This window comes from Methylovirgula ligni (assembly GCF_004135935.1).
In the GTDB taxonomy this organism is placed as follows: domain Bacteria; phylum Pseudomonadota; class Alphaproteobacteria; order Rhizobiales; family Beijerinckiaceae; genus Methylovirgula; species Methylovirgula ligni.
Genome location: NZ_CP025086.1, coordinates 1,887,263 through 1,913,964, shown reverse-complemented (window position 1 = coordinate 1,913,964; position 26,702 = coordinate 1,887,263). Strand labels below are relative to the sequence as shown.

Below are 26,702 nucleotides of genomic sequence, written 5' to 3'. Positions count from 1 at the left end.
CCTTCAGGCGCGATTTTTGGCTTCCCGCAGCGCCGCGAAGGCTTCGGCGGGCGCAACATTTTTCAACCCAAGGCTTTGCTGTATGGCGGGCTCGCCGACGCGCAGGAACGGATTGGTGGCCCGTTCGAGCCCGAGCTGGGTCGGCAAGGTCAGCCGGCCCTCTGCGCGTTCCGCCGCGACGGCCTCAGCGCGGCGGCGCAAGGCGGCGTTCTCGGGATCAACGCTGAGAGCGAAGCGGGCATTGGCGAGCGTATATTCATGCCCGCAATAGATCTGCGTATCGTCCGGCAGCGATGCGAGTTTCAAAAGCGACTGGTAGAGCACCGCAGGCGGGGCCTCGAAGGCACGCCCGCAGCCCATCGCAAACAGGGTGTCGCCAGCGAACAGGAGCTTGTCCTGGGCGAACCAATAGGCGATGTGGCCGAGCGTATGGCCCGGCACGGCCAATATTTTGGCCTCATGGGTGCCGATCATCACACTGTCGCCGTCGGACAATTCCCGGTCGAGCGTGCCTATCTTTTCGGCCTCGAGCGCCGGGCCGCTGACCCGCACGTCTGGAAAGGCGGCCTTGAGCGCCGGCACGCCCTGAACATGATCGGCGTGATGATGGGTCAGCAGAATATCGGAGAGCGCCCAGTCCCGCGCTTCGAGAGCCGCGAGGATCGGCGCCGCATCCGGGGCATCGATTGCTGCAGTGGCGCCGGTCGCGGGATCGTGCACCAGCACGCCCAAATTGTCGCTGAGGCAGAGGAATTGTTCGATTTCGAGAGCCATGGAGCCTGCTTTTTAACCACGCCCCGCCATGCCGGCGAGGCAGACCCAACTTATAGCGCGAAAAGGGCTTTCCGCGAGCCGCGCCGGTATGCGAGGAAGGCCCCATGACGCTCGATGTCGTCGATCTGCGCAGCTTCTACGATTCCCCCCTCGGAAGGGCGACGCAGCGCTTTGTCGGCGAGGTGGTCCGCGCCCGTTTCGCAAGTTGCGTCGGTCAATCGATCCTCGGGGTCGGCTATGCCGCGCCCTACCTCGAAATGTTCCGCGGCGACGCCCTGCGGCTGCTGGCCTTCATGCCGGCTGAGCAAGGCGTGATAAACTGGCCTGTACCCGGCCCTTCCGCCTCGGCGCTCATCGAAACCGGTATGATGCCCCTGCCGGATTCCTGCATCGACCGGGTGCTTGTGGTCCATGCGCTCGAAACCGCCGAGCATCCGCGCGACCTGTTGGCGGAGATCTGGCGCATTCTGACGCCGGGCGGCCGGATGCTGGCCATCGCGCCGCGCCGCGCCGGCCTCTGGGCGCAGCTCGACACAACGCCCTTCGGCAACGGCCAGCCCTATTCGCGCAGCCAGTTGCGCGACCTGATGCGTGATGCCCTGTTCTCGCCGACGCAATGGGGTGAGGCGCTCTATTTCGCGCCCTTCGAGGGCAAGCTGGTTCTCCGCTCGGCGCCCTTGTTCGAGAAGATCGGCGCCAAACTCGCGTTGCCGGGCGCCGGCGTCCTCTTCGTCGAAGCCGAGAAGCAGCTCTACCGCCCCGTCGGCCTGCGCCGCGCCGCGCCTGCCTTGCAGCCGCTACCGCAGGTGCTCGGCACGCGTCCCGCCGGAATCGCGCCGGGCTAAAACCAACAAGAAAATTGACAGCGGAAGCATTGTAGCTTATAGGCTACAGATAAATGGAAATTCGGCAAACCGAGACCTACTCAGACTGGTTCGATTCGCTGAAGGATCAGCGCGCCAAAGCCCGGATCGCCATTCGCATTCGCCGATTGTCACTGGGAAATCCGGGTGATGTGAAGCCGGTGGGCCATGGCATCAGCGAACTCAGGATTTCTTATGGTCCAGGTTACCGGGTTTATTACGTTCAACGCGGCCTGGTGTTTGTTGTTTTGCTCTGCGGCGGCGACAAAAGCTCACAAGCCGCTGATATTGGAAAAGCCAAGGAGCTGGCATCGCAGCTAGAGGACTGACATGTCACTTAAAACACGCCCATGGGACGCTTCCGAACACCTCGATTCCTCTCAGGCGATCGCGGAATATCTTGAGGCCGCATTCGAGGATGGTGATCCGCAGGTTATTTCTGCTGCGCTCGGGGATGTGGCTCGGGCTCGGGGGATGACAGAACTCTCACGGGAAACTGGGCTCTCCAGAGAGAGTCTCTATCGTGCGCTCTCCCCCGACGGACACCCCGAGTTCAGCACCGTCGTCAAGGTTCTCAATGCGTTTGGCGTTCGTCTTGAAGCCAAGCCTGTCGGAAGCGAGATCGAGGCGGCGTAGCCTCCGCCCGCATTTGACCATCGAACTTCGGCGAGAGCGAAAATAGATTAGCGCCGGGGCGCGGTCGCCGGCGGCAATTTGAGGCCGAAGGATTTCGCCAGAAACAATCCGCCGTGCAGCAGGCCGCCGCCATCGATCCCGTGGCCAACCCCCGGCGCCAAATGCCATTGCACCGGGATGCCGGCTTCGGCCAATTGCTCCGCCGCGACGAACATGGCGTCGACCGGGATCACCTCGTCCTGATCGCCATGCGCCAGCAGGATCGGCGGCGGCCGGCCCTGGGCATCCCGCGCCTGCACCGTGGCCAGATGCTCGGGCCCGACGAGCAGGCCCGAATAGCCGAGGATCGCCGCCGACGCCCGTTTGCGGCGCAGACCGGCATGGAGAGCCAGCATGGTGCCCTGGCTGAAACCGACGAGCGCCAGCCGATCATCACTCAGGCCGTAGCGCGCGAGTTCCGCATCAAGAAAGGCGTCGAGAACCGGCTGGACGCGATTGACGCCGGGCCATAGCTCTTTCTCGTCGCGCATGGTGAGCGCGAACCATTGCCGTCCGATCGGCGCCTGGCCGCAGGGCTCCGGCGCATTCGGCGCGACGAATGCCGTATCGGGCAGAAAGCTTTGCCATTGCTGGCCGATGGCGATCAGGTCGCCGCCATCGGCGCCATAGCCGTGCAGGAAGACGACAAGCTGTTTTGCCCGGCCGTTGGGCGCGAGGCGGGGACCGTCGAGGGCGGCAGCCATCCGAAATTCCAATTGAGCCGGCAGCGGGCCGCGCTTTTCTGCAGAAAAGGACTGCGGATGGCAAGCCTTGCTCTGGCATCAAGTCTTGCGCGGGCATGTTGTGACCCCATTTTTGTTCTAGGGCATGTCATGCTGGTGGTGTACCAGCTAACACCATGCAGCCGCAGCGATGAGTCCCGCCGGCCGATGACACGATCCTATATCTCGCGCGCCTTCCGCTTCGCCCCGTCGCCGAATGGCTATCTGCATCTCGGCCACGGCTTCTCGGCGCTCCTGAACCACGAGATGGCCCTGGGGACGGGCGGCAAGCTTTTGCTGCGGATCGAGGATATCGATCTCGAACGCTGCCGGCCGGAGTTCGAGCAGGCGATCTACGAGGATCTCGCGTGGCTCGGCCTCAAATGGGAACAGCCGGTGCGGCGGCAGTCGGAACATTTCGACGCCTATCGTGAAGCCTTGGCGAGCCTGGAGAAGCGCGGCCTCGTCTACCCTTGCTTCTGCTCGCGCGCGGATGTTGTGACGGCCACCTCGGAGCGGGCCGATTGGCCGCGCGACCCGGACGATTCGCCGCTCTATCCCAGCACCTGCCGACACCTTTCCCGCGCGGAGCGCCAACGCCGTCTCGACGCCGGCCAACCCGCCGCCTGGCGGCTCGACATGGCACGCGCGCTGAAAGAACTGCGCCGGCCCGTCGACTGGCGTGAATATGGCGGCGGCAGCGAGCCGCGCCTCGTCACGGCGCAGCCCGCCCTGTGGGGCGACACGATTCTCTCCCGCAAGGATGTGCCCGCGAGCTATCACATCGCGGTCGTCGTGGACGACGCGCTGCAAGGTGTGACGGATGTCGTGCGCGGCGAGGATCTGTTCATGGCGACAGGTCTGCACCGCCTGCTGCAAATCCTGCTCGATCTGCCGACGCCCGACTATCACCACCACGAGCTTCTGCGCGACGCGGCCGGCCGCAAACTCTCGAAGAGCCTGCGGGCGAAATCGCTGCGCGTGCTCCGTCAGGAAGGCCTGACGCCTGGCCAGCTCAAAGCTCAACTCGGCCTCGACAAGCGCAGCTTCGCCTTCGTGCCTTGAACTTTTCCACAATGGCGCAGAATCGACGCCACGTCCGGGGGTTGGTATAGCAGCCCGAAGCGAGGCGCCCCCGCCGGTGCCGTGAGAAAACGAAAGCGCGCGATGACGTTCCACTACGCCCCGATCTTTCCCGCATCCAAGGACGAGACGCCCTATCGCAAATTGACCGACAAGGGCGTGCGCATCGAAAAGTTCGGCACGCGCGAAATGCTCGTCGTCGATCCGGAGGCGCTGCGGCTCCTCGCCGAGGCGGCGATGATCGACATCAACCATCTGCTACGGCCCGGCCATCTCGCCCAGCTCGCCAAAATCCTCGACGATCCCGAGGCCAGCGCCAACGACAAGTTCGTCGCCTATGACCTGCTGAAAAACGCCAATATCGCCGCCGGCGGTGTGCTGCCCATGTGTCAGGACACCGGCACCGCCATCGTCATGGGCAAGAAAGGGCGCCTCGTCTTCACCGAGGGCGGCGACGAGGCCGCGCTCGCCGAAGGCATCTGGAACGCCTACGAGAAGAAGAATCTGCGCTATTCGCAGCTCGCGCCGCTGTCGATGTTCGAGGAGACGAACACCAAGACCAATCTGCCGGCGCAGATCGACATTTTCAGCGAGGGCGAGGACGCCTACAAATTCCTGTTCATGGCCAAGGGCGGCGGCTCGGCCAACAAGACCTTTCTCTATCAGGGCACGCCATCGCTGCTGACGCATGACCGGCTCGTCGAATTCCTCAAAGAAAAAATCCTGACGCTCGGCACTGCCGCCTGCCCGCCTTACCATCTCGCGATCGTCATCGGCGGCACCTCGGCGGAGTTGAACCTCAAGACCGTAAAGCTCGCTTCGACGCGCTACTATGACACGCTGCCGGTCTCAGGCAGCGCCGAGGCTCACGCCTTCCGCGATCTCGAGCTCGAAGCCGAGATTTTCGCGCTCACCCAACAGCTCGGCGTCGGCGCGCAATTCGGCGGCAAATATTTCTGCCATGACGTGCGGGTGATCCGCCTGCCGCGTCACGGCGCCTCGCTGCCGATCGGCCTCGGCGTCTCCTGTTCGGCCGACCGCCAGGCGCTCGGCAAGATCACCAGGGATGGCGTGTTTCTGGAAGAACTGGAGCACGATCCTGCCAAATATCTGCCTGCGATCGCGGAAGACGACCTCGGCGGCGATGTTGTCAAAATCGACCTGACGCGGCCGATGCCGGAAATTCTCGCGACGCTGGCGCAATATCCGATCAAGACACGGCTCTCGCTCAGCGGGCCTGTGATCGTCGCGCGCGACCTCGCGCATGCCAAGCTGCGCGAACGGCTCGAACGCGGCGAGCCGCTGCCGGATTATTTCAAGGACCACCCGATCTATTACGCCGGGCCGGCGAAGACTCCGGCAGGCTATGCCTCCGGCGCCTTCGGGCCGACGACAGCGGGCCGGATGGATTCCTATGTCCATCACTTCCAGGAGGCCGGCGGCTCGATGGTGATGCTCGCCAAGGGCAACCGCTCCTCACAAGTGCGCGATGCCTGCGCCAAACACGGCGGCTTCTATCTTGGTTCGATCGGCGGTGCTGCAGCGCAACTCGCGCAGGACTGCATCACTAAAGTCGAAGTTCTCGCCTATCCGGAACTCGGCATGGAAGCGATCTGGCGGATCGAAGTAAAAGATTTTCCTGCTTTCATCGTCATCGATGACAAGGGGAATGATTTTTTCAAGGAACTTCACCTCGGCTGAAACATTGTTGTCATGTTCAAGACGTGTGGTGATGCACGGCGAAGATGCCGCATTCCACAAAAGATAGTATATCTCGCATTCAACGCTGAGATTCGGCGGCGGGATGATACCTAGTCCTTCGGCTGGATTGACCCGTCTGTAACGGCGTGTTTCGATCTGGCCTCGCTCTCCAACATGGTGGGACAATGCTTCGTTCAAAGCTTTCACTTCTCGCGGCGGTACCGTTTATCGCCGGTACGCTCTCAGTCTCTCAACCTGTTCAAGCCCAGGATGCTGGTGACGTTGCTGCCGGAATTGTCGCTGGCATCGCCGGCGCCTTTGCCTTCGGCGGCCGCAATTATTGCTGGTACGACAACGGCTGGAACGGCGGCGGCTGGTACTGGTGCGGTTATGGCTACAACGAGGGCTATGGCTGGGGTGGCGGTTACGGCTGGCACGGCTGGCGTTGGCGCGGCGGGCGTCCGCCGGGCTATCGGCCCGGCTGGCACGGCGGTCATGGCGGCGGGCGCCCGGGTGGCCGTCCGGGTGGCGGTCGTCCTGGAGGCGGTGGCGGCCACGGTCCTGGCGGCGGCCACGGCGGCGGTCGTCCCGGTGGCGGCGGTGGTCGTCCCGGGGGTGGTCATGGCGGCGGCGGTCATGGCGGCGGTGGAGGTCACGGCGGCGGTGGCCACGGCGGTGGCGGCGGCCACCACTAACCTTCTCATCAGTCAGAAAAATTCGCGGCCGGGTTTTCCCGGCCGCATCGCGTTAATAAGCGATTTTCGTGATTTCCAGCCGGTCGATGCCCTTCGGCGTGCGCACTTCGACCTCGTCGCCTTCCTCGGCCTTGAGCAGTGCCTTGGCAACGGGTGAAATCCACGAGATCTCATTGCGTTCCGAGCGGGCCTCGTCGATGCCGACGATGCGAACGGTCTTTGTCTCGCCCTCGCCGTTCAGGTAGCTGACGGTGGCGCCGAAATAGACGTGGCTCTTGTCCCTTTGCTTGGCGGGATCGACCACCTCGGCACTCTCGATGCGCTTCAGGAGAAAGCGCATCCGCCGGTCGATCTCCCTCAGGCGGCGCTTGCCGTAGATATAGTCGCCGTTCTCCGAGCGATCGCCGTTGCCGGCGGCCCATGAGACGGTCTCGACCACTTTCGGCCGCTCCTGCTGCTGCAACTGGCGAAATTCGTCCCGCAGCCGCTGCAGACCTTCCGGCGTGATGTAGTTCGGCAGGCCACTGAAAACGTCGAGGCCTTCATCCTCGAAGTCCGTCTCGGCGTCGTCTTCCTTGGTGAAAGCTTTGCTCATACAGGGATAGTTGGCGCAAACCCCGGCTCTGACAAGGGCGATCCATAAGGGCTTGGCGATCCATGACGTTTCTAGACTTCGCCGCCCCCGCATGGCAAAAGCGCCGCATCCGCAACCAACGATGTGCCATGTCCGATATTTCAGCGCTCGAACAGGAAATTCTCGCGGCGGTCGCGGCCGCCGCCGATGAGCCCGCGCTCGAAGCCGTGCGCGTCGGCGCCCTCGGCAAGAAGGGCTCGATCTCGGCCCTCCTGGCCGGGCTCGGCAAAATGGCGCCGGACGAGCGCAAGGCGCAGGGCGCCGTCATCAATGCCGTGAAGGACAAAGTAAGTGGCGCGCTCGCCGAGCGCCGTGCCGTGCTCAAGGAAGCCGCGCTCGAAACGCGCCTCGCCAGCGAAACACTCGACGTCACCCTGCCGGCGCATACGAGCCCGCTCGATCTCGGCCGTCTTCACCCGATCTCGCAGGTCACGGACGAACTCGCGGCCATTTTCGCCGACCTCGGCTTCGCCATCGCCGAAGGGCCGGACATCGAGACGGACGACTATAATTTCACCAAGCTGAATTTTCAGCCGGATCATCCCGCGCGCGAGATGCACGACACGTTCTTCCTGAAACCGGATGCGACGGGCGAGCGCAAATTGCTGCGCACGCATACAAGCCCGGTGCAGGTACGCACCATGCTGACTCAGCGCCCGCCGATCCGCGTCATCTGCCCCGGCCGCACCTATCGCTGCGATTCCGACCAGACGCATACGCCGATGTTCCATCAGGTCGAGGGGCTCGTCATCGACAAGCAGGCCAATCTCGGCAATCTGAAATGGGTGCTGAGCGAATTCTGCAAGGCGTTCTTCGAAGTGCCGAACGTGAAGATGCGCTTCCGGCCGAGCTATTTCCCCTTCACCGAGCCGTCGATGGAAGTCGACATTCAGTGCGCGCGCAAGGCGGGCGAAATCCGCTTCGGCGAGGGCGAGGATTGGCTCGAGATTCTCGGCTGCGGCATGGTGCATCCGAATGTGCTGCGCAATTGCGGCCTCGATCCTGAAGTCTATCAGGGTTTTGCCTGGGGCATCGGCATCGATCGCATCGCCATGCTGAAATACGGGATGCCGGATCTGCGCGCTTTCTTCGACGCCGATGTGCGCTGGCTGCAGCATTATGGCTTCCGGCCGCTCGATATTCCCTCGCTGCTTGGCGGCCTGTCAAATTGACCGGAGCTGTCAGGCGCGTCATTGCGAAGCGACGAAGCAATCCAGCCTTTGCCCTTGATTGCTTCGCCTTGCTCGCAATGACGGCGTCTCTCAAAAATCGCTGGCGATCCCTTTGACTTCCCAATCGCCATAGCGAACGGGATCGGGGCCGTCGCGGCCGCCAACTTCGCGGGGCTTTGCTTTCGACTCCGCCTCTGCCTTGCGGCGCGCCTGTGCCTCCGCCAAAGCACGTTGCGCGGCGGGGCTGATTTGGCGAGTATCAAGCGCAGTTGATTTCGGCTCGTCGTCTTGCACGCAAATCTCCTTGCACCCCGATCATTTCAAATCTTTAGCGCGTCGCAGCGGCAAAACCATGACTTGTTCGAGGTCCGATTTCCGTCACAGGTCCCCGCGATGGTAGACTGCAACGAATCACCTGCGCCGGCCCACAGCAAGGTCGCGCATTGTGCCAGCGTAACGGCAAGCCAAAGGCGCCCTTGATGAGAAAGCCGCCGCGTACGGCCGCTGCCGAGCTTGCCAAGCAGGAAGCTCTGAAAGTGCCCGGCCTCGCGGCACGGCTCGCTGCGGCTGCCATTCTGCGCGATGTTCTCGTCGGCGGCCACACGCTCGACGAACTTTTTTCGGCGCCTCTGGGTCTCTCGCGGCTTGCGGGGCTCGCGCCGCGCGATGTCGCCTTCACCCGTTCGATCGTCACCGTCGCCTTGCGCCGGCTCGGCACCATTCGTCATGCCTTGACCGAGCTGCTGGAAAACGGCTTCCCGCGCACCGTGCCGCAGCTTGAATTGTATCTGACGGTCGCCACCGCGCAAATTCTGTTTCTCGACGTGCCCGATCATGCCGCCGTCGATCTTGCGGTGCGCATGACGCGGCTCGATCCAAAAGGTGTGCCCTACGCCGCGCTCGTCAACGGCGTCTGCCGCAATCTCATTCGCCGGCGCGAGGAGATGCTTGCCGCCGCCGCTGCGCTCGATGGTGACACGCCCGCCTGGCTCGCCACGCGCTGGCGCAAGGCCTATGGCGACGCGCTCGCGCAAGAGATCGCTGCGACCAACCGCCTTGAGCCGACACTGGATGTCAGCGTGAAAGCCGACCCCGCGCTCTGGGCGGAAAAACTCGATGCGATCGTCCTGCCGACCGGCTCCCTGCGGCTCAAGACTCATGCGAGCGTTCAAGACTTGCCCGGCTATGCAGAGGGCGCGTGGTGGATACAGGACGCTGCCGCTGCATTGCCGGCGCAATTGCTCAAGATCGCGCCCGGCACGCATGTCGGCGATCTCTGTTCCGCGCCCGGCGGCAAGGCAGCGCAGCTCGCGGTGCGCGGCGCGCGCGTCACCGCCGTCGACCGCTCGGCCGAACGTCTCAAAATCCTCGCCGCCAATTTTCAACGTCTGCGGCTCGAGGCCGAGGTGGTCGTCGCCGATGTGACATCGCTCAGCGGCTACGCTTTCGATGCCATCCTGCTCGATGCGCCTTGCACCGGGACGGGCACGATCCGCCGCCATCCCGATATTGCCTGGATCAAGAAGACGGGCGATATCGCCAAGCTCGCCACGTTGCAAACGCGGATGCTCGACAAAGCCTTCGAACTCGTCAAACCGGGCGGAATGATCGTCTATTGCGTTTGCTCGATCGAGCCCGAAGAAAGCGAACAGCAGATCGCCAATTTCTTGCGCCGCAACCCGGATGTGAGCCGCGTGCCGATTGCCGCTGAGGAAATCGGCGGCCGTGCCGACTTTATCAATCCGCAAGGTGAATTACGCACGCTGCCGCCTTATCTGCCGGCCGAAGACCCGCGGCTCAGCGGAATTGACGGCTTCTTTGCTGCAAGAGTTGTGCGTCACGCCTAGTGCAAGACCCACGATCTCTGGACCCGCAAAGCATTTTAGCCGAAGTTGATAAACTGCTGGCCGTGCAAGAGCCGGATCAGGGGCCCTGACGCGCGTGAAATTCGGAGACAAGCTCCATATCGGCCGCCGTGTCGCCGGACGTGCCGGACGCGTCGCGCGCCGGATCGTGACCGCGCCAGGCGCCGCGCTGTCTTCTCTGCGCGCCCCGGTGCCGGAGCGGCTTTTGATCGCGCCGCAAGATTTGCGCACCACCGATGCGTCGATCGCCAGCGAAATCTATTCCGGCTATTTCGCGCTGGCTGGCAGGGTCGTGAATCTGCGCGGCGCTTCGCCCTTCGAGGCGGCGGCGCCCTCCCCCGGTTGGGCGCGGGCGCTCGCGAGCTTCGGCTGGCTGCGCCACTTGCGCGCCGCCGACACGGCGCTGGCGCGTGCCAATGCGCGTGCCCTGGTCGACGATTTTCTCAGCCACAGCGAAAAGCCGGATCGCACCCCCGCCTGGGAGGTACGCGTCGCCGTGCGGCGTATGCTTTCATTTCTGTCGCAGTCGCCGATCATTCTGGAGAACGCCGACCGCGCCTTCTACCGCCGCTTCATGCGTGCGCTGATGCGCCTGCAATATTTTCTGGAACGCCAGATCGCCGTGGGCGCGGTGCGTGGCGAGGAGCGTCTCTTCGCCGCGATCAGCCTCGCGGAACTCGGCCTCTGTGCCAAGGTCGGCAACAATTTTCAGCGCCGCAGCACGCGGCTGCTCGCCGAGGAGCTGAGCCGCCAAATTCGCCCCGACGGCGGCCACGCCAGCCGCAGCGCCGATACGCTGATCCGGCTGTTGCTCGATCTACTGCCGTTGCGGCAGGCTTATGCCGCACGTTCGCTGCCGCCGCCGCCGGAATTGCTCAATGCGATCGACCGCATGTTGCCGATGTTGCGTCTGCTGCGCCACGGCGACGGCTCGATCGCCTTGTTTAATGGCATGGGCGTGACGCCTGTCGATGTTCTCACGACCGTGCTGGCTTACGAAGATCCGCGCGCCAAGCCGATGTTCAATGCGCCCTACACCGGCTACCAGCGGGTCGAGGCGAGCGACAGCATCCTGATCGTTGACACCGGCCGCCCGCCGCCGCCGGAATTCTCGACCAGAGCCCATGCCGGCACGCTCTCGTTCGAATTCTCAATCGGGCCGCAAAGACTCATCGTCAATTGCGGCGCGCCGGACAGCGAGCTCTCCCCCGCGCGGGGCGCGGCGCGCGCCACCGCCGCGCATTCCACGCTCGTCGTCGACGATACATCGTCGAGCCATTTCGCCTCCGGCAAGGGTCTGGAGAAATGGCTCGGCGGCGAGATCATCTCCGGTCCGCGACAGGTGGCGGTCGAGCGCCTCAATCAGCCCGGCGCGACGCGCCTCGTCATGGCGCACGACGGCTATCGGGCGCAGTTCGACGTGCTCCACGAGCGGCGGCTGACCCTCAGCGCCGACGGTCTGCGCCTCGATGGCGAGGACCGGCTCAAATCCGTCGCCGCGAAACCGCGGACCTATCCTTTCGCGATCCGCTTCCACGTTCATCCGAGCGTGCAACTGCACAGCGTGCTCGAAGGCGAAGCCGCGCTGCTCGACCTGCCGGACGGCACGCGCTGGATTCTGAGCACGCAAGAAGCGCCGATCGAAATCGAGGAGAGCATTTTTTTCGCCGCGCCCGACGGCCCACGCGCCAGCCAGCAACTCGTCATCTATCGCAGCGCGGCGGACCCTCCCCACGTCGCTTGGACGCTGCGCGCACTGGGGCACGAAAATCGCGATGACGCGGCGTTTGAAGACGGCTAAGCGACGGCCGGCCGCGTCGCCGCGACCCAGGCGCGGGCGCGCGCTTCAGGATCGGCGTTCAGGCTGATATCGGTGACTGCCGAAACGATGTCGGCGCCCGCTGCAAAGACGCCCGGCGCACGCTCAAGCGTGATGCCACCGATGGCGACAAGCGGAATCGCGCCAATCTTCTTTTTCCATTCCCCGATGCGATCGAGACCCTGCGGTCCGAATGCCATCTTCTTGAGGATCGTCGGGTAGATCGGCCCGAGGGCGAGATAATCGGGCGCGAACGCGAGCGCGCGGTCAAGCTCGGCCTCGTCATGCGTCGAAATGCCGATCTTGATCCCGGCGCCGCGAATGGCGGCGATATCGGCGGTATCGAGATCCTCTTGGCCGAGATGGACGAAGTTGCAGCCGAGATCGATCGCCTCGCGCCAATAATCATTGACGATGAGCTGCGCGCCGGAGCTATCGCAGAGCGTGCGCGCGGTTCTGATCTCGCGCCGGATGTCCTCCGCCGGCCGGTCCTTCACCCGCAATTGCACGAACTTGACGCCGCAGGGCAGCAGCCGCGCCAGCCAGGCGGCGCTATCGACAATCGGGTAAAACGGGTCAAGCACGTTTCGACAAGTCCGAAAAGGCGCGGCCGATCTGCGGCGTCGACGGCTCCGCCATCTCGCGCGGCGGGATCGGATCGGCGCAATAGCCAAGCCGCCCCGCCTCGATAGCGTGGGCGAAGGCGCGCGCCATCATCACCGGATCGCCGGCCTTGGCAATCGCCGTATTGAGCAGCACCGCATCATAGCCAAGCTCCATCGCCGCCGCCGCATGCGCCGGCGTGCCGATACCGGCATCGACGATCAGCGGCACGGAGGGGAAATGTTTACGCAGAGCCTGCAGGCCAAAGACATTGTTGAGGCCGCGTCCCGAGCCGATCGGCGCGCCCCAAGGCATCAGCACTTCGCAGCCGGCGCCGACTAGTTTCTCAGCGACCAGCAAATCCTCGGTCGTGTAGGGAAACACCTTGAAGCCCGCGCGCGAAAGAACCGCCGCCGCCTCGACGAGGCCGAACACATCCGGCTGCAACAAATCGTCGTCGCCGATGACTTCAAGCTTGATCCAATCGGTCGCAAAAACCTCGCGCGCCATCTCGGCCGTTGTGACGGCTTCCGCGACGCTGCGGCAGCCCGCCGTATTCGGCAACACCTTGACGCCAAGATCGCGCACCAGGTTCCAGAAACTTTCGCCGGCGCGGCTCTTGCCCGCCTCGCGCCGCAGCGAGACGGTAACGACGTCGGCGCCCGACGCCTTGACCGCCTCGGCGAGAACGGCGGGCGAGGAATATTGCGCCGTGCCGATCAGCAGCCGCGAGGCGAGCACCGTGCCGTAAACTTCAAAAGGCGTGTCCTGCATTCGTTCAGTCTCTGTCAGTAGCCGTCATTGCGAGCAACGCGAAGAAATCCAGAAATATATCGCCTTCCAGTTTCCTGGATTGCTTCGTCGCCGTCGCTCCTCGCAATGACGACGGAAGCCTTGGCGCATTGGTTCACCCTCCCTGCCGCGGCACGAGAATCTCGACCGCGTCGTCGGGGTTGAGCTTTGTCGTCGGCCGGTCAACGGCGCGGACGAAACTCTGGTTCACCGCGGTCGCAACCAGTTTGTCCTGATAATCGAGTTCGGCAAGCAGCGCGGCGAGCGTCGTCGCCGAAACTTCATGCGCTTTGCCGTTGACGCGGATTTGCATCCATCACCTCCGGAAATATTTCGCCCTTGAGCGCCACCGCAACGGCACGGCGCGCCAGCGGCGGCGCGAGAAGATAGCCGTGTCGATAAAGCCCGTTGATAAAGATCGTGCGCCCCTCGCGCCGGATGCGCGGCAGATTGTCGGGAAATGTCGGGCGCAGATCGGCACCGGTCTCGATGATCTCGGCCTCGCCAAAGGCCGGGTGCAACGCGTAGACGGCGCTCAAAAGCTCAAGCATCGAGCGCGCCGTGATACGCGGACTCTCCTCATTCTCGACCGCCGTCGCGCCGACCATGAAGCGGCCATCGCCGCGCGGCACGACATAAACGGGATGACGCGGATGCAGCAATTGCACCGGCCGCTGGAAGGAAATCTCGTCGGTTTTGACGACGAGCATTTCGCCTTTGACACCGCGCAGATCCGGCAATGCGTCACGCGCGGCAAAGCCGCGGCAATCGATCGTCCAGTCGGCTGGGCTTTTCACGTCCTCGGCCGAGGTGTTGAAGCGGAAGGCGACATTCGGAAATTCGCGTAGCCGCGCCGTCAGCGCCGCCATTGCCGCGCGCGGATCGAGATGCGCCTCGGCGGGATAAAAGAGCGCGCGATCGAAACGACCGGCGAGGTGCGGCTCGCGCGCGGCGATCGCCTCGACATCGAGCCATTCGAAGCCGGATGTACGGCGCGAGAAGCGCAGAAGATCGGCCCTGTCCCGGGCCGGCGCAACGAGCAGGCTGCCATTGGCCTTCGCGAGCTTGAGCGTCTCGGTCCAGAAGGCCAGACCCTCAAGTCCCCATTCGAAAACCAGCGGCGGCGCGCTCTCGCTCTCGCACCAGGGCGCGAGCATGCCGCCGGCGAAATAGGAGCAACCGAGTCCCGGCCCGGACTTGCGGTCGACGATCTCGACCGCCTGGCCAGCCGTGGCAAATTCATAGGCCGCCGTCAGCCCGACGACACCGGCACCAAGGATACGTATTTTTTGCGGAAGCGCGTTCATGACCATCCCTACGCCAGTACAAACTGGATCAGGTTCGAAGGGTCGCCGGGCCGCTTCATCCGAAGCGCTGCCAGCCTCTCAGCCCCCTGACGGGGATCCCCTAGGTACGGAAGTTAAATAAGCCTCGCAGGCGCGCGCGTCAACACGGCACGCCAGCGCCTACGCCCATTCGCCCTTGCGGAAAACCGGCACGCGCGTGCCGTCGGCCTTGATGCCGTCAATATCGATCTTGTCCGAGCCGATCATCCAGTCGATATGGATCAGGCTCTTGTTGCCGCCGCGCGCCGCGACCTCTTCGGGCGTCAGCTTGTCGCCATTGACGAAACATTTCGCATAGCACTGGCCGAGCGCGATATGGCTGGCAGCGTTCTCGTCGAACAACGTATTGAAGAAAAGCAGCCCGCTCGCCGAGATCGGCGAGGAATGCGGCACCAGCGCAACTTCACCGAGGCGGCGCGCGCCCTCGTCCGTCTCCAGCACCTTGCGCAGCACATCCTGGCCATGCGCCGCCGTCGCCTCGACAATGCGCCCCGCCTCGAAGCGCACGGCGATGCGATCGATCAGCGTGCCCTGATAGGACAGCGGCTTGGTGCTGACCACGCGGCCCTCGACGCGGTGCGCGTGCGGCGTGGTGAAAACTTCCTCGGTCGGAATATTGGCGTTGCAGGTGACGCCATTCTTGGCGGTCGAGGCGCCACCTTCCCATTCGTGCTCGTCCGCGAGGCCGATGGTGAGATCGGTGCCCGGCCCGGTATAATGCAAGGCGGAAAAGCGATGGCCGTTGAGCCATTGGGTGCGGCTGCGCAACGCCGCGTTATGCGCGGTCCAGGCCGCGATCGGATCGGCGGTATCGACGCGCGAGGCGGCAAAAATCGCGTCACCGAGTTTCGCTACGGCAACGTCCGGCTCGTCATGCGGAAAGACCTGATGCGCCCAGGCGGCGCCTGGATAAGCGATGATGTTCCAATTGATGTCGAAGCCCGCGATCTTCTCCAGCGCCGGCTTGTAGGCGATGGAATTGGCGCGGTTGGCGCGCGCGACCTTGGCCGAATCCTCGCCCGAGAGCAGCATCGGATTGTCGCCGACGATGGCAAGGCGCGCCGTGTTCGCGGCGAAAGCCTGAGCGACGCCTTCATAGAGCCACCCCGGCGCACGATCGAAGCTCGCATCGCTGCCGAAGCGGAAGCGTGCCAGCGTGAGTTCCTCATCGGAGAGGATCGGCGTCACGAGGCCGGCGCCGGCCTTGTAGGCATGTTCGGCGATCCGCCGCACCAGAGGCAGCGCCGCGACCGGCGCGGTGAGGAAAATATCCTGGCCCGGCTGGAGATTGAGCCCGACTTTGACCGCAACCTCGGCCAATTTGTCGAGCTTGGCCGGATCGATGGCGGCGGCGATTTTGCGCTCATGCGTGGTCATCGGCATCCAGGGTTGGAGAAAAGCTCGGCGTTCAAGCCGCAAGAAGGCTTTCGAAAAGCGCCCGCCCGTCGGTGCCGCCGACGAGCGGATCGATCAGATTCTCAGGGTGCGGCATCAGTCCGAGAACCTTGAGATTCCCGGAATAGATTCCGGCGATATCGTTGGCCGAGCCGTTGGGATTGGCGGCGCCCCCGACATGCCCGTTCGCATCGCTATAGCGGAACGCGACGCGGCCTTCGCCTTCAAGCCGCGCCAGCGTTTCGTCATCGGCCGTATAATTGCCCTCGCCGTGCGCGATCGCGACCTTGATCACCTGATGTTTCTGATAGTGCGAGGTGTAGGCCGTGTCGGCGCGTTCCACCCGTAAATGCTGCATATGGCAGGCAAAGCGCAGGTTCTTGTTGCGCATCAGAACGCCGGGCAGAAGCCCCGCCTCGCAAGCGATCTGGAATCCGTTGCAGATGCCAAGCACGCGGCCGCCGCGCCCAGCATGTGCGCGCACCGCATCCATCACCGGCGAACGCGCCGCGATGGCGCCGCAGCGCAGATAATCGCCGTAGGAGAAGCCGCCGGGCAAAACGACAAGATCGGTGCTTGCCGGCAATTCGGGCTCGCCGTGCCAGACGATCGCCGGTGTGTGGCCGGTCACGCTGGCAAGCGCGCGATGCACGTCGCCTTCACGATTGGAGCCCGGAAAAAGAATGATCGCTGTGCGCATGCGGCCTCAGGCAAGCTCGATGCGATAATTTTCGACGATCGTATTGGCGAGCAGCTTTTCACACGCCGCCTTCAGCAGCGCCTGCGCCTTGGCTTTATCCTGTTCGGCGAGTTCGACCTCGAAAATCTTACCCTGACGAACGCTTTCGACGCCGGGAATGTCGAGCGACTTCAGCGCGCCTTCGATCGCCTTGCCTTGCGGGTCGAGCAGGCCGTTTTTCAAAGTGACGATGATATTGGCTTTCAAGTCTCGATCCCCTTCCCGGATTCTCGTCGCATTATATCGGCAGGGCCAGACAAAACAAAACCCCGCCGCGAGCGCGACGGGGTCAATTCTTTAGCCGGGCGCGGCCTTTACGATTGGACGAGCTTCGGCCCACTTGCACGCGGCTGCTCGTTATCCTGCAGGATGCCGAGGCGGCGCGCCACTTCCGTATAAGCTTCGACGAGCCCGCCCATATCGCGGCGGAACCTGTCCTTGTCGAGCTTGTCGTTCGACTTGATGTCCCACAGCCGGCACGAATCAGGAGAGATTTCGTCGGCGACGACGATGCGCATCGTGTCGCCTTCCCACAGCCGTCCGCATTCCATCTTGAAATCGACGAGGCGGATGCCGACGCCGAGGAAAAGCCCGCTGAGGAAATCGTTGACACGAATGGCGAGCGCCATGATGTCGTCGATCTCTTGCGGCGTCGCCCAGCCGAAAGCGGTGATGTGCTCTTCCGAAACCATCGGATCGTTGAGTTCGTCGTTTTTGTAATAGAACTCGATGATCGAGCGCGGCAGTTGCGTGCCTTCCTCGAGGCCGAGACGGGTCGAGAGCGATCCCGCCGCGACATTGCGCACGACGACCTCGAGCGGCACGATCTCGACCTCGCGGATCAACTGCTCGCGCATGTTGAGCCGGCGGATGAAGTGCGTCGGAACGCCGATGTCGTTCAGATTCTGGAAGACGAATTCGGAGATACGGTTGTTGAGCACGCCCTTGCCGTCGATCACCTCATGCTTCTTCGCATTGAAGGCGGTCGCGTCGTCCTTGAAATGTTGAATAAGCGTACCCGGTTCGGGTCCTTCATAGAGAACCTTTGCCTTACCCTCGTAAATGCGGCGGCGGCGATTCATGGGGATTAACCGTGGCTTGAGGTGGTCCATGGGCTGGCCCTGGCTCCTTTCAGGAATGTCCCGGCCTGGCTTTGAGCGACAAGGCAGGGGCAGGCATATCAGGCGGTGCGGCGCCGCGGGGTCCGAAATGGTCCTAGCTTTTTCGGGCGCCTAATACAAGCATATTGCATCGCGACAGCGGACGTTCGCGATGCCCAAGCTAGAACTTTACAATTCCGATTCCCGACCAAAAAACAATATCTTGCGGCCAGCGGCCCAAGCACATTGCCGACGCGGAGAGGCTCTCTCCAGCCGTCTATATGGTTATTCCCGCAGCCGAAATGAAGTAGCGCCCCCGGCGCAACTCGTGGCCGAGAGGGCTATGGCCAGCCGCGTTATTCCGGGCTAGGTTCCGCCCGTTTCTGCGGCACGCATTTTTTAAGAGGCGGCAAATGACGACGTTCGATGAGCGCGAAAAAGGCTACGAAGCCAAGCTCGCGCATGACGAGGAATTGAAATTCAGGGCTTACGCTCGCCGCAACAAATTGCTCGGACTTTGGGCTGCCGCGAAATTGGGCAAATCCGGCCAGGCGGCCGAGGATTACGCCAGCGGGCTGGTCAATGCCCAAATCGGGGGCAACGGCGACGAAGCTGTTTCCACCAAGCTGCACGCCGACTTCACCGCGGCGGGCCTTGGCATTTCGGAACATCAAATCCAGCGCGAGATGACCGAGCTTCTCGCCAAGGCGACGCTCGACGTGACCGGCGGGGCGCACTGACCCACGCCCAAGCTCCCAAGACGCGGGAGCGCAACGCTTCCTTTAGCGGCGCGGGCCTATATGATTCTGCATGGCCCGTGCCTCCCAAGCCAATTCCTGCGCCCTCGCCTTCGGCGGCGCAGCAGCGCCTCTCGTCGAAGCGGCGCGCGACTGGCTCGCCGAGCTCGCCGGTGAACGGCGTGTCTCCCCCCATACGCTAGACGCCTATCGCCGCGACCTGACACAATTTTTCGACTTTTTGCGCACCCATTTCGGGGCCTCGCCGCAGCTCGCGACGCTGCGCGACATCAAGCCGGCGGATTTGCGCAGCTTTCTCGCCAGCCGGCGCGGCGCGGGGGCCGGCAGCCGCTCGCTCATGCGCCAGCTTTCGGGCCTGCGTTCCTTCGCCAAACATCTCGAACGCCAGGGGCTCGGCAATGTCGCCGCCTTTTCCGCCCTGCGCAGCCCCAAGGTCGCCCGCAGCCTGCCGAAGGCCCTGCCGGCGCGGGCGGCGCGGGCCGTCGTCGATGTCGAATCGCGCGCCGGCGATTCGCGCCCGGATTGGATTCTGGCGCGGGACGCCGCCGTGCTCAGCCTGCTCTACGGCGCTGGCCTGCGTATCTCCGAGGCGTTGTCGATCAAGCGCCAGGATGCGCCCCTCGACGGCGTTGATACGCTGACCGTCATCGGCAAGGGCCGCAAGACCCGCAGCGTGCCGGTGATCGCGCCCGCGCAACGGGCGGTCGCGACGTATCTTGAACTCTGCCCTTACACGCTGCCGGCGGACGGGCCGCTTTTCATCGGCGCCAAAGGCGGCCCGCTATCGGCGCGGGTGATCCAGCTTGCGGTCGCGGAATTGCGCGGCGCGCTCGGCCTGCCGCAAACGGCAACACCACACGCGCTGCGCCACTCCTTCGCCACGCATCTTCTCGGCAAGGGCGGCGATCTGCGCACGATCCAGGAACTGCTCGGTCACGCATCGCTCTCGACGACGCAGATCTATACGGCGATCGATTCGACGCGGCTGCTGGAAGCCTATCGCGGCGCCCACCCCCGCGCGCGCTGATTGCATCCAAGCGGAACAATATCGCCCCGGTTACGTTACCCCACCGTCTTTTGGGAAAGTTGCGAGCCAGCAGGAGCGAGCCATGCGCGTCTTGAAAGCGAAAGCCGATACCGGATCGTCTCAATCGAAATCGAGCGAGGTGCAAATCACCCGCGATCGCCTGGCGGAACTCCTGAACGAGGATCTTGCGCGCGAATATCAGGCGATCATCGCCTATGTCGTCTACTCGCAGGTTTTGACGGGCGCGGAATATATGAACATCGCCGACCAGCTCGAATTGCACGCCAAGCAAGAGCTCGATCACGCCCTGACGCTCTCGCGGCTCATCGATTATCTCGGCAAAATGCCGACCGTAACGCCGAAGCCGGTACGCACGTCCGAGAAAGCCAAGGAGATGTTGCGCTTCGATCTCGACAACGAAAACGAAACGATCAGAAACTACCGCCAGCGCGTGCGCCAATGCGAACAGCTCGGTGAATTCGCCATCGCCGAGCAGATTCGCGAAATTCTGGTGCAGGAGCAGGATCACCAGATCGATTTGGCAACCGCCCTGGGCGAGGACGTGCCGAAGCTCGACACCATCTAGGCGAAATCAGCGACCCAGCGCGCGGCGCACAGCGGCATCGACTTCGACCCTTTGCGCCGGCGTGAGCTGGTTGAGAAGGGCCTCGAGCCAGGGGTCGTTTTCGCCCGCCGCGCTCGCGAGCAAATGCCACTTCATCGCCTCAACCATATTCTTCGGCACGCCGCGGCCGAGCGCCAGCAGCCGCGCCGCGCGATCCTGAGCGACGACATTCTGTTCCTGCGCCGCCTTCAGGAAGAGCTTCGCAGCCGCGCGCTCATCCTTGGCGACGCCGACACCGTTGAAGAGCATGATCGCATATTCGACCTCGGCAGAGACCTGATCCTCATCCGCGGCGAGCTTCATCCACCGGGCCGCAATGGCGTCGTCCTGCGGCACGCCCCTGCCCTGCCGGTAGCAAAGCGCCAGCGCGTAAGCGGCATCGGGATAGCCAAGCTCGGCGGCGCGGCGAAAGTAGCCCGCAGCCTTGGGAAAGTCGGGCGCGACGCCATTGTTCTCCACCGCGATCACGCCGAGATTGTAAAGCGCGCCGGGATGGTTCATCGCCGCGGCCTTGGTGAAGAGAGCAGCGGCGCCATCGCGATCCCTCGGCACGCCTTTGCCCTGCAGCTTGGCGAGCGCATAGAGGAAAATCCCCTGCTCGTCGCCATGCGCCGCCGCGTCCCTGTACCAGCGCGCCGCCGTGGCAAAGTCCTGCCCGACGCCGAGACCTTGCTCGTAGAGCTGACCGATCAGCGTCATCGCGACGCCGTCGTTCGGATCGGCGGCGAGCCGCGTTTTCGCTTCATTCATCGCCGTCAGATAGAGGCCGCGCTGATAGGCGCCGTAGGCGAAATCGGCATCCGTGGCGGGTTTCACGGCGCTGGCCGCGGCCGCGGGCGGCGTGCCCGCCAAAGCCGCGCCGGTCCACGACGCCAGCAATATGCAGCAAAGCCAGGAGATGGCGTGCTTCATGCGCCGATGCGCCTCGGCGCGAGTGCATGATCGGCTTCGGCGACGGCCGCGGCGGCGCCGCGCGGATCGTCCCAGACCGCAGCTTCGAGCGCGACGAAATCGGCTCCAACCTCGACAAGCGGGGCAACCTCTTCGAGCCGATGCGCATAGCCGATGCAGGCGAGATTGAAAATCTCCGACCACCAGGCGACGCGCTCGCGAATCTGCGGAAAGGTCAGCGCCTCATCCGGGCCGCCGAACGACAGATAATCGACGCCGGTCTCGCCCGCCTGCATGGCATCGTCGCGGCTCACGCCGCCGCCGGTGCCGACAATATGCTTGGGTTTCATCGCCTTGAGAGCGGCATCCAGCGCCGCGCCCGGCGCCGCGATATGGGCGCCATCGGCCCCCGCTCGCACCGCCAATTGCGTATCCTCGATCAGGCAGGCGACGCCACGCTCCTGCGCGAGCGGCACCAGATGTTTCGCAATGGCCTTGGCATCCGCCGTCGGCGCGAAGCGCAGCAGGACGCAGGCGACATCGCCCGCCTCCAGCGCCGCGACGAAGGCCGCGGAAAAACCAGCCGCATCGTCGAGCAGCGGCGTAATCAGATAAAGGCGCGGATCGTCCTCGGACATAACGGGAGTCTAGCCCTCAAGCGCGCGCCGCAAAAGCCGCAGCGCGCGGAAACTCCTCGCCAGAAATTGGGGCGAAAGCGCGATGCGCGCGCTTTCAGGCCGCCGCCTTTTCCAGCGGCTCGGACCATTGGCCGAGCGAGGCCAGGCTGTTCATCTGCGCGCGATGCGCGAAAGCCGCCTGCGCCGCAGCGACATTCGCCGCCTTGCCGGACCAGGCCTTCTGCGGCGCCGCCTGCAGGGCGCGGCCGTAGGAGAAGGTGACAGCCCAAGGCGGCGACAACCGGGCGATGGCGTCGAGATTGGCCGTAGCCTCGAAGTCGGACTGACCGCCGGAGAGGAAGGCGATGCCCGGCACCGCGACCGGCACCGTATTTTTGAACAGCCTAACAGACGCCGCCGCCACCTCCGCCGGGCTTGCCTGGTGCGGCGATTTCTTGCCCGCAACCGCCATATTGGGCTTCAGCACAATGCCTTCGAGGAAGACGCGCTGCTCGTAGAGCGCGGTGAAGACCGCACGCAGCACGACCTCGCTCACCTCATAGCAGCGCTGGAGCGCGTGGCCGCCGTCCATCAGCACTTCCGGCTCGACGATCGGCACGATATTGGCTTCCTGGCAGAGCGCCGCGTAGCGCGCCAGCGCTTCGGCGTTGGCGAGGATCGCGCCGCGCGTCGGAATGCCGTCCGCAATATCGATGACCGCGCGCCACTTCGCGAACCGCGCGCCGAGGTCGTAATAGTCCTTCAGACGGCCGGCGAGGCCGTCGAGCCCTTCGGTGATCGTCTCGCCGGGAAAGCCCGGCAGCGGCTTGGCGCCGGCATCGACCTTGATGCCGGGAATCGACCCCGCCTTTTCGATGAGACTCACGAGCGGGGTGCCATCGGCCGCCTTCTGCCGGACGGTCTCGTCGTAGAGGATCACGCCGGAGATATATTTCTGCATGGCCGGCGTGGTGCGGAACAGCAATTCGCGATAATCGCGGCGCGCAGCCTCGGTCGACTCGACGCCGATGGCCGCGAATCTCTTGGCGATGGTGGACGAACTCTCATCCGCCGCCAAAATACCCCGGCCGGGGGCCACCAGAGCTTGCGCGACCTGCGCGAGTTGATCTTTGCTCACCGCTCTTCCCTATTCGTTAGCGCGTTTTCACGCGAAGTGGATACCGGTTCGCGTCATGAAAACGCGCTCATTCGAATGATGAGACCGCTTTCGGACGGGAAACCGGTTTCCACTTTTCCTGAACGCGGTCTGTGTTGCAAATCAAGCGACAAATCAGGCCCGTCGCGCGTTCAGCCGCAGCGCCTCGACGCCCGGCAGCTTCTTGCCTTCGAGCCACTCGAGAAAAGCGCCGCCAGCGGTCGAAATATAGGTGAAATCCTTCGCGGCGTCGGCCTTGTTCAGGGCCGCGATCGTATCCCCGCCGCCGGCGATGCTCTCGAGCTGGCCGGACCTGGTGAGACGCGCTGCGACCGCCGCGATTTCTGTCGTGCCCTTGTCGAACGGTGAAATCTCGAAGGCGCCGAAGGGGCCGTTCCAGACCAGCGTGCGCGCCTTCTCCAGCAGTAGCTCGACCCGCGCCGCCGACTTCGGTCCGATGTCGAGGATCATGTCCTCGTCGCCGACCTCGTCCACCGAAATAACGCGCGAGGGCGCGCCGGCGGCGAATTTCTGCGCGACCACGACATCGACCGGCAGGACAAGCTCGCAATTCTCGGCCGCCGCTTCAGCCATGATCTGCCGTGCGACATCGGCAAGCTCCATCTCGCAGATCGACTTGCCGATCTTCTTGCCTTGCGCGGCGAGGAAGGTATTGGCCATGCCGCCGCCGATGACAAGAATGTCGACGCGGCGCATCAGATTGCCGAGCAGTTCGAGCTTGGTCGAGACTTTCGCACCGCCGACAACGGCCATGACCGGCCGCACCGGATGCGAGAGAAGATTGGTCAAAATCTCCAGTTCGACCTGCATCGAGCGGCCGGCGAAGGATGGCAGCCGCCGCGCCAGTCCCTCGGTCGAAGCATGGGCGCGATGCGCGCAGGAGAAAGCGTCATTGACATAAACATCGCCGAGCACGGCGAGCTGATCGATGAAAGCTTCCCCGTTCTTTTCTTCCCCGGCGTGGAAACGGGTGTTTTCGAGGAGCAGGAAATCGCCGTCGCGCATCGCCGCGACCGCTTTGGTCGCCTCTTCGTCGATGCAATCCGCGGCGAAAGCCACCGGCTTGCCGAGCCGCGCCGACAATTCGGCGACGACCGGGCGCAGCGAATATTTTTCCTCACGGCCCTTGGGACGGCCGAGATGCGAGAGGATGATGACCTTCGCGCCCTTGGCGGCAATCTCCTGCAGATTGGGCAGTATACGATCGATACGTGTCGCGTCCGTCACCTTCGCGCCATCCATCGGCACGTTGAGGTCGACGCGGATCAGCACCCTTTTACCGGCGAGCTGGGCGTCGTCCAGGATTGGAAAGGGCGCGAGCGGCGCTGTCCGTGTCATCCAAGTTTCCCCATCGCAACTGCCGTATCCGCCATCCGGTTGGAGAAGCCCCATTCGTTGTCGTACCAGGATACGACGCGCACGAGCGTGCCGTCGATGACCCGGGTTTGATCGACATGGAAGACGGACGAATGCGGATCATGATTGAAATCGATCGAGACATTCGGGCTGTCGGTATAGCTCAGAATGCCTTTGAGCTCTTGCGCGGCGGCGCGTTTGATCGCATCGGTGATTTCGGCCGGATTGGTGGCACGCTTGGCGACGAATTTGAAATCGATGAGCGAGACATTTGGCGTCGGCACGCGGATCGCCGAGCCGTCGAGCTTGCCCTTGAGTTCCGGCAGAACCAGACCGACGGCTTTCGCCGCGCCGGTCGATGTCGGGATCAGGGATAAAGCCGCCGCGCGGGCGCGATACAGGTCCTTGTGCATCGTATCGAGCGTCGGCTGGTCGCCGGTATAGGAATGGATCGTCGTCATGAAGCCATGCTCGATACCGATCGTGTCGTTGAGCACCTTGGCAACCGGCGCGAGGCAATTGGTCGTGCAGGAGGCATTCGAAACGACCCGATGCTCGGGCAAAAGCTTGTCGTGATTGACGCCATACACCACCGTCAGATCCGCCTCGTCGGCCGGCGCTGAAACGAGCACACGCTTGGCTCCGGCCTTGAGATGCGCCGAAGCCTTCGCCTTCGAGGTGAAGACGCCGGAACATTCAAGCGCGATCTCGACGCCGAGCGCGGCGTGCGGCAGTTCCGCCGGGTCGCGCAGGGCCGTCACCTTGATCGGACCGAGGCCGACGTCGATCGTGTCGCCGTCGACTTTCACTTCCCCCGGAAAGCGGCCATGCACGGAGTCGAAACGCAGAAGATGGGCATTGGTTTCGACGGGGCCGAGATCGTTGATGGCGACGACGTTAATATCCCGACGGCCGGACTCGACAATCGCGCGCAAAACATTGCGCCCGATGCGTCCAAAGCCGTTGATTGCAACATTCACCGCCATAAACCTCAGCCTCCTCTAGATGCACGGCGCATAAGCCCGGATCGAGCCGCACCTGTTAGGCATCCACTTTTTCGGAAGTCAATTTGACTAACGGCCGGCGCTACCCTCGTATACAGGTCGCGCACCGCCGCGATTTCCCATGCCACTCATTCTTAGATATGTTAACTATTTCAGAATGTTAGATGCAAAATCCATCAGCCGGCCATACTCCCCCGATTTCGCGTCCGCCTGCGCCAAGCTCAACCCTTCCGCTCGGCAGCGGACGCCGAGCCCCCTAGCTTGACCCGCGCCGAGGCTTATCGGCAATCGCGGTTTTGGTGAAGTCCTTAATTGGCCGCGCCAAGAGGTGATTCCCATAATTTCCCCGCCCCAAAAGACATTCCGCGCAATCCGGCAAGAATTGCCGTCGCCGTTATTGCGCTGCACGCAAACCAAATCTGCCGCGACGGAACCGGAGAAACCCATCCAAATGCTACGATTAAGTATCGGAGCCGCCACATGAATTGACTGTGAATAGTGGATAGGTGTGGCGTTGACGGCCCGGCGGAAGCAGCGCCTAATCGACAAGTCTTTGAGTTGCGACCGAAATGACAACCGCCAATCGACTAGACAATGCGCTAAAACGCCTCGCGGTTGCGCTCGATCAACTTGAGGCGGCTTCCGAGCGCCGTCTGAAAGTCGCCGAGCAGCGCAGCGACGTGGAAGAAGAATTCGCGGTGTTGCAGGATGATCGGGCACGCCTGGCGGTGGAACTCGACGGCGCGGTCGCCCGCACGCAATCGCTGGAACTGGCGAACAATGAAGTTGCCCGCCGGCTCGCCAAGGCGCGGGAAGCAATCGAAGAAATGATGTCGCACGTTGTGATGTAGCGTGAGGGGGTCGCGCCATGGCGCAAGTGACAGTCACCATCGCAAATCACGTCTATCGCGTCGCCTGTGGCGACGGAGAAGAAGCGCATCTGCGGGGCCTCGCCCGGCAGCTCGATCAGCGGATCGAAAAACTGAAAAGCGACTTCGGCGAGATCGGAGACCAGCGGCTGACCATCATGGCGGCCATCACGGTCGCCGACGAACTGGCCGAGGCGCGGCGGCGCATCGCCGAACTTGAAGTCGAGGTCGTCAACCTCAACTCGAAAGAGACCAATCTGGCGAGCGAGCAGGACGAATGGGCCGACAAGCTTGCCGATACGCTTGGCGAGGCGGCGGCGCGGATCGAACGTTTAGCCGGGAACCTCAATGGCGTCAGTCGCGGCTAGAGCCAGTTTCGGGCTGAACGCCTCAGATTTCT

The 26,702-nt window shown here is 63.6% G+C and carries 31 protein-coding genes and 1 riboswitch; of the genes, 14 read left to right on the top strand and 17 right to left on the bottom strand.

The window, feature by feature from the left end; all coding sequences use genetic code 11:
• Positions 1–3 precede the first annotated feature (3 nt).
• Positions 4–774 (bottom strand): hydroxyacylglutathione hydrolase, encoded by a 771-nt coding sequence (gene gloB, locus CWB41_RS09175; RefSeq protein ID WP_115836995.1) that lies wholly within the window; start codon positions 772–774, stop codon positions 4–6.
• Positions 775–878: 104 nt separating this feature from the next.
• Here gloB and CWB41_RS09170 point away from each other — a divergent pair, with 104 nt between their 5' ends.
• The 3 genes from CWB41_RS09170 to CWB41_RS09160 are packed head-to-tail and all read left to right on the top strand — an operon-like array spanning position 879 to position 2,273.
• Positions 879–1,619, top strand: a complete 741-nt coding sequence (locus CWB41_RS09170) for a methyltransferase domain-containing protein (RefSeq protein ID WP_115836996.1) — start codon at positions 879–881, stop codon at positions 1,617–1,619.
• A 53-nt stretch (positions 1,620–1,672) separates the two neighbouring features.
• Positions 1,673–1,966, top strand: coding sequence for a type II toxin-antitoxin system RelE/ParE family toxin (locus CWB41_RS09165; protein ID WP_115836997.1), 294 nt, complete (start codon positions 1,673–1,675; stop codon positions 1,964–1,966).
• Position 1,967: 1 nt separating this feature from the next.
• A complete protein-coding gene (locus CWB41_RS09160; RefSeq protein ID WP_115836998.1) occupies positions 1,968–2,273 on the top strand; it encodes an addiction module antidote protein in 306 nt (101 codons plus the stop codon).
• Positions 2,274–2,320: 47 nt separating this feature from the next.
• Here CWB41_RS09160 and CWB41_RS09155 read toward each other — a convergent pair whose 3' ends face one another.
• On the bottom strand, positions 2,321–3,016 hold the full coding sequence (locus tag CWB41_RS09155; RefSeq protein WP_115836999.1) for an alpha/beta hydrolase: 696 nt from the start codon (positions 3,014–3,016) through the stop codon (positions 2,321–2,323).
• 186 nt (positions 3,017–3,202) lie between these two features.
• Here CWB41_RS09155 and gluQRS point away from each other — a divergent pair, with 186 nt between their 5' ends.
• The 3 genes from gluQRS to CWB41_RS16280 all read left to right on the top strand — a co-directional run bounded on the left by gluQRS (position 3,203) and on the right by CWB41_RS16280 (position 6,513).
• Positions 3,203–4,099: a tRNA glutamyl-Q(34) synthetase GluQRS gene (gene gluQRS, locus CWB41_RS09150; RefSeq protein ID WP_181902973.1), complete on the top strand. Its 897-nt coding sequence runs from the start codon at positions 3,203–3,205 to the stop codon at positions 4,097–4,099.
• A gap of 102 nt (positions 4,100–4,201) precedes the next feature.
• Complete coding sequence (locus CWB41_RS09145; protein ID WP_115837000.1) at positions 4,202–5,818, top strand: fumarate hydratase; 1,617 nt, start codon at positions 4,202–4,204, stop codon at positions 5,816–5,818.
• Positions 5,819–6,003: 185 nt separating this feature from the next.
• Positions 6,004–6,513 (top strand): hypothetical protein, encoded by a 510-nt coding sequence (locus CWB41_RS16280; RefSeq protein WP_115837001.1) that lies wholly within the window; start codon positions 6,004–6,006, stop codon positions 6,511–6,513.
• A 52-nt stretch (positions 6,514–6,565) separates the two neighbouring features.
• Here CWB41_RS16280 and greB read toward each other — a convergent pair whose 3' ends face one another.
• Complete coding sequence (gene greB / locus CWB41_RS09135; RefSeq protein WP_115837002.1) at positions 6,566–7,108, bottom strand: transcription elongation factor GreB; 543 nt, start codon at positions 7,106–7,108, stop codon at positions 6,566–6,568.
• A 128-nt stretch (positions 7,109–7,236) separates the two neighbouring features.
• Here greB and pheS point away from each other — a divergent pair, with 128 nt between their 5' ends.
• Positions 7,237–8,319 carry a phenylalanine--tRNA ligase subunit alpha gene (pheS, locus tag CWB41_RS09130; protein ID WP_115837003.1) on the top strand — a complete coding sequence of 361 codons (1,083 nt, stop codon included), beginning with the start codon at positions 7,237–7,239 and terminating at the stop codon, positions 8,317–8,319.
• 90 nt (positions 8,320–8,409) lie between these two features.
• Here pheS and CWB41_RS09125 read toward each other — a convergent pair whose 3' ends face one another.
• Positions 8,410–8,613: a DUF1674 domain-containing protein gene (locus CWB41_RS09125; protein WP_115837004.1), complete on the bottom strand. Its 204-nt coding sequence runs from the start codon at positions 8,611–8,613 to the stop codon at positions 8,410–8,412.
• Positions 8,614–8,798: 185 nt separating this feature from the next.
• Here CWB41_RS09125 and CWB41_RS09120 point away from each other — a divergent pair, with 185 nt between their 5' ends.
• Positions 8,799–10,166 (top strand): RsmB/NOP family class I SAM-dependent RNA methyltransferase, encoded by a 1,368-nt coding sequence (locus CWB41_RS09120; protein ID WP_115837005.1) that lies wholly within the window; start codon positions 8,799–8,801, stop codon positions 10,164–10,166.
• Between the two features lie 94 nt (positions 10,167–10,260).
• On the top strand, positions 10,261–11,985 hold the full coding sequence (locus CWB41_RS09115) for a heparinase II/III family protein (protein WP_245411302.1): 1,725 nt from the start codon (positions 10,261–10,263) through the stop codon (positions 11,983–11,985).
• Here the strand turns inward: CWB41_RS09115 and CWB41_RS09110 are convergent.
• The 8 genes from CWB41_RS09110 to purC all read right to left on the bottom strand — a co-directional run bounded on the left by CWB41_RS09110 (position 11,982) and on the right by purC (position 17,990).
• Positions 11,982–12,587, bottom strand: a complete 606-nt coding sequence (locus CWB41_RS09110) for a thiamine phosphate synthase (protein WP_115837006.1) — start codon at positions 12,585–12,587, stop codon at positions 11,982–11,984. The two genes, CWB41_RS09115 and CWB41_RS09110, sit on opposite strands and share 4 nt — an antisense overlap.
• Positions 12,580–13,380, bottom strand: coding sequence for a thiazole synthase (locus tag CWB41_RS09105; protein WP_115837007.1), 801 nt, complete (start codon positions 13,378–13,380; stop codon positions 12,580–12,582). Before CWB41_RS09105 ends, CWB41_RS09110 begins: the two co-directional genes overlap by 8 nt.
• Before the next feature lie 133 nt (positions 13,381–13,513).
• A complete protein-coding gene (gene thiS / locus CWB41_RS09100; protein WP_115837008.1) occupies positions 13,514–13,711 on the bottom strand; it encodes a sulfur carrier protein ThiS in 198 nt (65 codons plus the stop codon).
• The gene (locus tag CWB41_RS09095) at positions 13,680–14,705 is read right to left on the bottom strand and encodes an FAD-dependent oxidoreductase (RefSeq protein ID WP_115837139.1); all 1,026 of its coding nucleotides are present in this window, start codon (positions 14,703–14,705) and stop codon (positions 13,680–13,682) included. Before CWB41_RS09095 ends, thiS begins: the two co-directional genes overlap by 32 nt.
• Positions 14,694–14,817, bottom strand: a riboswitch (TPP riboswitch). (Overlaps the previous gene by 12 nt.)
• A gap of 47 nt (positions 14,818–14,864) precedes the next feature.
• Positions 14,865–16,121 carry an aminopeptidase gene (locus CWB41_RS09090; protein WP_115837140.1) on the bottom strand — a complete coding sequence of 419 codons (1,257 nt, stop codon included), beginning with the start codon at positions 16,119–16,121 and terminating at the stop codon, positions 14,865–14,867.
• A gap of 31 nt (positions 16,122–16,152) precedes the next feature.
• Positions 16,153–16,839 carry a phosphoribosylformylglycinamidine synthase subunit PurQ gene (gene purQ, locus CWB41_RS09085; protein WP_115837009.1) on the bottom strand — a complete coding sequence of 229 codons (687 nt, stop codon included), beginning with the start codon at positions 16,837–16,839 and terminating at the stop codon, positions 16,153–16,155.
• Positions 16,840–16,845: 6 nt separating this feature from the next.
• Complete coding sequence (gene purS / locus CWB41_RS09080; RefSeq protein ID WP_115837010.1) at positions 16,846–17,085, bottom strand: phosphoribosylformylglycinamidine synthase subunit PurS; 240 nt, start codon at positions 17,083–17,085, stop codon at positions 16,846–16,848.
• Between the two features lie 107 nt (positions 17,086–17,192).
• Positions 17,193–17,990, bottom strand: a complete 798-nt coding sequence (purC, locus tag CWB41_RS09075) for a phosphoribosylaminoimidazolesuccinocarboxamide synthase (protein ID WP_115837011.1) — start codon at positions 17,988–17,990, stop codon at positions 17,193–17,195.
• A gap of 401 nt (positions 17,991–18,391) precedes the next feature.
• Between purC and CWB41_RS09070 the strand changes: the two genes are divergently transcribed.
• The 3 genes from CWB41_RS09070 to CWB41_RS09060 all read left to right on the top strand — a co-directional run bounded on the left by CWB41_RS09070 (position 18,392) and on the right by CWB41_RS09060 (position 20,349).
• Complete coding sequence (locus CWB41_RS09070) at positions 18,392–18,718, top strand: DUF1476 domain-containing protein (RefSeq protein WP_115837012.1); 327 nt, start codon at positions 18,392–18,394, stop codon at positions 18,716–18,718.
• A 70-nt stretch (positions 18,719–18,788) separates the two neighbouring features.
• Positions 18,789–19,763, top strand: a complete 975-nt coding sequence (locus CWB41_RS09065; protein ID WP_115837013.1) for a tyrosine recombinase XerC — start codon at positions 18,789–18,791, stop codon at positions 19,761–19,763.
• Positions 19,764–19,845: 82 nt separating this feature from the next.
• On the top strand, positions 19,846–20,349 hold the full coding sequence (locus CWB41_RS09060) for a ferritin-like domain-containing protein (RefSeq protein WP_115837014.1): 504 nt from the start codon (positions 19,846–19,848) through the stop codon (positions 20,347–20,349).
• 6 nt (positions 20,350–20,355) lie between these two features.
• Here CWB41_RS09060 and CWB41_RS09055 read toward each other — a convergent pair whose 3' ends face one another.
• The 5 genes from CWB41_RS09055 to gap all read right to left on the bottom strand — a co-directional run bounded on the left by CWB41_RS09055 (position 20,356) and on the right by gap (position 25,415).
• On the bottom strand, positions 20,356–21,300 hold the full coding sequence (locus CWB41_RS09055) for a tetratricopeptide repeat protein (protein ID WP_115837015.1): 945 nt from the start codon (positions 21,298–21,300) through the stop codon (positions 20,356–20,358).
• On the bottom strand, positions 21,297–21,917 hold the full coding sequence (locus CWB41_RS09050; RefSeq protein WP_115837016.1) for a thiamine phosphate synthase: 621 nt from the start codon (positions 21,915–21,917) through the stop codon (positions 21,297–21,299). Before CWB41_RS09050 ends, CWB41_RS09055 begins: the two co-directional genes overlap by 4 nt.
• 94 nt (positions 21,918–22,011) lie before the next feature.
• Positions 22,012–23,034, bottom strand: a complete 1,023-nt coding sequence (locus CWB41_RS09045; RefSeq protein WP_115837017.1) for a class I fructose-bisphosphate aldolase — start codon at positions 23,032–23,034, stop codon at positions 22,012–22,014.
• Positions 23,035–23,187: 153 nt separating this feature from the next.
• Complete coding sequence (locus CWB41_RS09040; RefSeq protein ID WP_115837018.1) at positions 23,188–24,411, bottom strand: phosphoglycerate kinase; 1,224 nt, start codon at positions 24,409–24,411, stop codon at positions 23,188–23,190.
• A complete protein-coding gene (gene gap / locus CWB41_RS09035) occupies positions 24,408–25,415 on the bottom strand; it encodes a type I glyceraldehyde-3-phosphate dehydrogenase (protein ID WP_115837019.1) in 1,008 nt (335 codons plus the stop codon). Before gap ends, CWB41_RS09040 begins: the two co-directional genes overlap by 4 nt.
• A gap of 587 nt (positions 25,416–26,002) precedes the next feature.
• On the opposite strand from gap, the gene CWB41_RS09030 reads away from it, so the two are divergent.
• Positions 26,003–26,284 (top strand): DUF4164 family protein, encoded by a 282-nt coding sequence (locus CWB41_RS09030; RefSeq protein WP_115837020.1) that lies wholly within the window; start codon positions 26,003–26,005, stop codon positions 26,282–26,284.
• 17 nt (positions 26,285–26,301) lie between these two features.
• The gene (locus CWB41_RS09025; protein WP_115837021.1) at positions 26,302–26,670 is read left to right on the top strand and encodes a cell division protein ZapA; all 369 of its coding nucleotides are present in this window, start codon (positions 26,302–26,304) and stop codon (positions 26,668–26,670) included.
• Positions 26,671–26,702: the final 32 nt, after the last annotated feature.